Source organism: Bradyrhizobium sp. P2_E8 (assembly GCF_056403875.1).
The window spans coordinates 1-4875 of the sequence record NZ_JBFUES010000574.1; the positions used below are offsets into that span (position 1 = coordinate 1).

Consider the following 4875-nt stretch of genomic DNA (forward strand, 5'->3'; position numbering starts at 1 on the left):
TGGCAACCGCGGGCCGTTAATCCTCCTTGTCGGCAGAAGCCCTACAGGTGCTTCACCGTGGCAACCGCGGGCCGTTAATCCTCCTTGTCGGCAGAAGCCCTACAGGTGCTTCACCGCCGCCAATGCTTACGACTCCCGATTTCAGTCTTCGGGAGCGGCGGCATGAGTGATCTCACCGAAGTGGAAGTGCTGTGGCTCGAGAAGCGTATCGAAAACCGCATTCGGTTCGGTCGCATTGTGAAGGAACGGAAGCTTGATCGTCACCGGCGTGTTCTGTCATTTGCACCCGGCAGCATCTTTGCCTTCGTCCGTTGGACATCCAACGACTTTGGCACGATCATTTCGCGGATCGATATCTTGCGCGCGGTCGCATCGGGACAGCGTTGCTCGACCGTGCCGTATGTGCAGCCCGGTGGAGAGATTCTGCTGCGGCTCTCCGGCTGGTCGAAGGTCGAGCGCGTGCTGCAGATGACCGACGCCGTTGAGGCGCTCGGCATCGATCCCGCTGACGTAGCTCCTGATCATTGGCATCACGTTCATAACCGTCTGTCCGTCAACGAAAACCCGCGTCCCTATACGAAGGCGCGCCACCAGGCCTGGCTCCATCGTCAGAGGGTAATGCGATGACAGGCCGTCTGATGACGCTGACAACGACGTTCGCGGTTGCTGCCGCGCTCGTCTCCACAATCACCCTGGAGCCGCTTCCGCTCTACATCTGGAATGCATCGGCGAGCGTGCCAGTCGGTCTCTATCGTTTACGGCCAGCGAAGCGCTACCATGTCACCGAACTGGTCGCGGTTGAGCCGCCGGAGCCGCTCGCGACCTTTCTCGACCTGAACGGCTACCTGCCGGTCGGCGTCCCCATGCTCAAACGGATCTTGGCGCTGCCGGGGCAGACGGTCTGCAGAAGCGGGCTCACGATTTCGGTCGATGACATTGCAATGGGCGAGGCGCGGGATCGCGACGGACGCGGCCGGCCACTGCCGAAATGGCAGGGCTGCCGCGTGGTCGGCGACGGCGAGCTCTTTCTCATGAACTGGCAGTCAAGCGACTCGCTGGACGGCCGATACTTTGGATTCATGCCGTCGTCGGCCGTCATGGGCCGTGCGCTCCCTTTGTGGACGTGGGAGGAATGATGGTGCGTATTGTGCGTTTCTGCGCCGCCATTCCTCTGTTCGATCGATTGCGGGACCGTTCCTCCGTCCCGACCAACAGTTACGCGGCCGTCGCGCGCGGCGGCGGTCCAGGGCGGCCGAAAGGCCGGCGCGAAGCGGCTTCACCCTGGACGGGCGCTAGCACGGCGGCATGCTTGCGCTTGTTCGAGAGGAGCCTGCGCGCTGTCGTACCGCTGTTCGCTGCGCTAACCGTGAGTAGCGTTCCTGCCGTCGCGGAGACGCAACCCGCAGACCCAGCAGCGAGGTACGCGACTAGCGATCCATTTGCGGAGTTCGTCCAGGAGGCCTCGCGTCGCTTCGGCGTGCCGGTGCGCTGGATACGCGCAGTCATCGACGTCGAAAGCGCTGGAGACGTGCGCGCCAGGTCGCTGAAAGGCGCCATGGGACTGATGCAGATCATGCCGGAGACGTGGGCAGAACTGCGTCTGCGGGACGACCTCGGCAACGATCCCTGCGACCCCCACGACAACATTCTTGCGGGTACCGCGTACCTTCGCGAGCTGCGCAACCGCTACGGTTCACCGGGCTTCCTTGCAGCCTACAACGCGGGACCTGCGCGCTATGAAGAACATCTCGTCGGCCGTCCATTGCCAGCAGAGACCCAAGCCTATTTGCAGACGCTTGTGCCGGCCATCGGCAATGACATTGCAGCTTCCAGCGCAGCCGCGAGTCTGCGGTTGTCGGTGGGAACGCTCTTCGTTGTTCGGTCTGAAGACTCAAAGACCGCTGCCCGGGTGCAGCCTGAGCGCCCGGCGAACCGGGCTTCGACGGCGATCTCCGTTCACGACGTCTCCGCCATTGTGCCACGGGCAACCGGGTTGTTCATTGCGAGATCTGATGCGGGGGGCCCGCAATGACCGAATGCGAAAGCTTTCATGCATTGGCGTGCTCCGAAGAAGAATGGGCGGAATGGGGAGAGCAGTGGGTAACCACGACAGCAGGACGGCGAGATAAAAGGGGCTCGCCGGTCGAACCGCAAGCCATTGTCATGGCTTGGGTTCTGGCGCGCCGGTCGGTCGGGGCGCGTGCCGCGCCTTGGATTTTTAGCAATCAAGTCAGGGATGCTTTCGGCACTGTAGGCGCCTTCACTCGTTTGGAGGGCCGGCTGTGACCGCGGGCGACAGCGATCTGCGTGTTCGGCCCGGGCGCATCCGCAACACCCGCGCGCCGAAGCCCAAGAGCTTCATCAACCAGGTGCTGCGCGCCGCGAAAAAAGCCGGGCACACCTCGAGTCTCTCTGGCCTTGGTAGGCGCTCTGCGGCCTACGGGCGCTCGACCTTTGGCCGCGGCAGACTCGGTTTCAGCCGCGCCAGATTGTTCAGCCCGACACGGCGCGTTGTGGTGAAGGCGCGCGTGGTTCGGCACAAAGGCCGAGCCTTCCGTTCGGCCCCCCTGACCGCCCACCTTTCATATCTGAAGCGCGACGGCGTGACTCGAAGCGGCGAGAGAGCCGAGATGTTCGATGAGGGCTGCGACCGTGCCGATAGCGCGGCCTTTGCAGAACGGTGCAAGGACGACCGGCATCATTTCAGGTTCATCGTCTCACCCGAGGATGCCGGCGACATGACCGACCTGAAGGCCTTCACCCGCGATCTCGCGAAGCAGATGGAGACCGATCTCGGTACGCGGCTCGATTGGGTGGCCGTCGATCATTGGAATACCGACAACCCTCACGTTCATCTGCTCGTTCGGGGAGTAGATGAACAAGGGGCGGATCTCGTGATCTCCCGCGACTACATCAGCCAGGGCCTGCGCTCGCGCGCCGAGGAACTGGTCGCCATCGAACTGGGCCCAAAACCCGAGCACGAGATGCGCAATTCACTGGAGAGGGAGGTTTCGGCTGAACGATGGACGCGGCTCGATCGGGAGATCCGGCTGGCGGCCGATGAGACCGGGTATGTCGATCTTCGCCCGGAGAATCCGGGCAAGTCCGATCCCGAGATCCGGCGCCTGATGGTCGGCCGCCTTCAACATCTGGAGAAGATGGGCCTTGCCGCATCCAGCGCACCGGGGGGATGGATGGTCGGGCTCGAGGCCGAGCGCAGCTTGCGCGACCTCGGGATGCGCGGCGACATCATCAACACAATGCACCGCGCCTTTAGTGAGCGCGGGGAAGTGCGTGGCGTTTCCGACTTCGTCATCGAAGGCGGACAGCCAACGTCCGGGATCGTCGGACGACTTGTCGATCGAGGATTGCATGACGAACTCACCGGCGAGGCTTATGCCCTGATCGACGGCACAGACGGCCGCGCCCACCATGTCCGCTTCCGCGGGATCGAGGCCTTTGAACATGCTCCGCCGGTCGGCGGCATCGTCGAAGCGCGACGCTTCGGTCAAGCCGGTGATCCGCGGCCGACCATTGTGCTGGCAACCCGTTCCGATCTCGATCTTGCCGGGCAAGTCACCGCGAAGGGCGCAACCTGGCTCGACCACAGGCTGGTCGAACGCGATCCAGTGCCGCTCGCCATGGGCGGATTCGGCCGCGAGACCCGCGACGCCATGGAAGCCCGTACCGAGCATCTGATCCAGGAGGGTCTGGCAACGCGGCAGGGCCAACGCATCATCTTGCAGCGCGACCTCCTGAACACCTTGCGCCGGCGTGAACTGGACGAGGTAACCGCAAAGGTCTCGGCCGACACCGGCTTGCCTCATGTGAAGGCCGCCTCTGGAGAGCACGTGGCGGGCACGTATCGCCAGCGGCTGACGCTTACCTCGGGACGCTTCGCCATGATCGATAACGGGCTGGGTTTCCAACTCGTGCCTTGGTCGCGCGAGCTCGAGAAGAGGCTCGGCCAGCACGTCACCGGCGTCCTGAAAGACGGCAGTGGCATCGAATGGGGCTTTGGTCGCAAGCGCGACCTCGGCCTCTAGCAATCTCCCCAATTCAGTTGCGGAAGGGCGTTCTCGATGTCCGGAACCAAGATTCTCTGGGGTCAGGTGATCGTTGTCGGCCTGATCGTTTTGCTCGCCATCTGGGGAGCAACTGAGTGGACGGCTTGGCGGCTCGCCTGGCAGCCCGAACTCGGGCGGCCCTGGTTCGAACTGGCAGGCTTCAAGATCTATTACCCGCCGGTCTTCTTCTGGTGGTGGTTCGTCTATGACGCCTATGCGCCTCAGGTCTTTGTCGAGGGTGCCTTCATCRCGGCGTCGGGGACGTTCGTTTCGATTGCGGCAGCGATCGGCATGTCGGTCTGGCGGGCGCGCGAGGCCAAGAACGTTGAGACCTATGGCTCGGCGCGCTGGGCTGATGCAGAAGAGGTTCGAGCRGYCGGACTTCTYGGTCCGGATGGYGTGGTGCTSGGCAAGCTCGACCGCGACTACCTTCGGCACGACGGACCGGARCAYGTSCTKTGCTTYGCGCCCACCCGGTCCGGCAAAGGYGTCGGCCTSGTCGTTCCCTCGYTGCTGGCYTGGCCGGGTTCGGCCATCGTTCACGACATCAAGGGCGAGAACTGGCAACTGACCGCCGGCTTCCGCTCGCGACATGGCCGCGTCCTTCTGTTCGATCCGACGAATCCAAAGTCGTCAGCCTACAATCCGCTTCTCGAGGTCCGTCGTGGGGAATGGGAGGTTCGCGACGTCCAGAACGTCGCCGACGTCCTGGTCGACCCCGAAGGCTCGCTCGATAAGCGGAACCATTGGGAGAAGACCAGTCATTCGCTCCTGGTCGGCGCCATCCTTCACGTCCTTTATGCCGAGG

The 4875-nt window shown here is 63.4% G+C and carries 5 protein-coding genes; all 5 read left to right on the forward strand.

Annotated features, from left to right (window positions below; genetic code table 11):
* Window positions 1–162 precede the first annotated feature (162 nt).
* On the forward strand, window positions 163–627 hold the full coding sequence (locus AC1D00_RS26825; RefSeq protein ID WP_477012727.1) for a DUF2840 domain-containing protein: 465 nt from the start codon (window positions 163–165) through the stop codon (window positions 625–627).
* Window positions 624–1136 (forward strand): S26 family signal peptidase, encoded by a 513-nt coding sequence (locus tag AC1D00_RS26830; RefSeq protein WP_477012728.1) that lies wholly within the window; start codon window positions 624–626, stop codon window positions 1134–1136. Before AC1D00_RS26825 ends, AC1D00_RS26830 begins: the two co-directional genes overlap by 4 nt.
* Window positions 1133–2032, forward strand: coding sequence for a lytic transglycosylase domain-containing protein (locus AC1D00_RS26835; protein WP_477012729.1), 900 nt, complete (start codon window positions 1133–1135; stop codon window positions 2030–2032). Before AC1D00_RS26830 ends, AC1D00_RS26835 begins: the two co-directional genes overlap by 4 nt.
* A 250-nt stretch (window positions 2033–2282) precedes the next feature.
* The gene (locus tag AC1D00_RS26840) at window positions 2283–4046 is read left to right on the forward strand and encodes a relaxase/mobilization nuclease domain-containing protein (protein ID WP_477012730.1); all 1764 of its coding nucleotides are present in this window, start codon (window positions 2283–2285) and stop codon (window positions 4044–4046) included.
* Window positions 4047–4082: 36 nt separating this feature from the next.
* A partial coding sequence (locus AC1D00_RS26845) for a type IV secretory system conjugative DNA transfer family protein (protein ID WP_477012731.1) occupies window positions 4083–4875 on the forward strand: 793 nt, incomplete at its 3' end.

Coding starts and splice junctions, on each gene's coding strand:
- AC1D00_RS26825 (WP_477012727.1), top strand. CDS start 163: ATGAGTGATCTCACCGAAGTGGAAGTGCTGTGGCTCGAGAAGCGTATC.
- AC1D00_RS26830 (WP_477012728.1), top strand. CDS start 624: ATGACAGGCCGTCTGATGACGCTGACAACGACGTTCGCGGTTGCTGCC.
- AC1D00_RS26835 (WP_477012729.1), top strand. CDS start 1,133: ATGATGGTGCGTATTGTGCGTTTCTGCGCCGCCATTCCTCTGTTCGAT.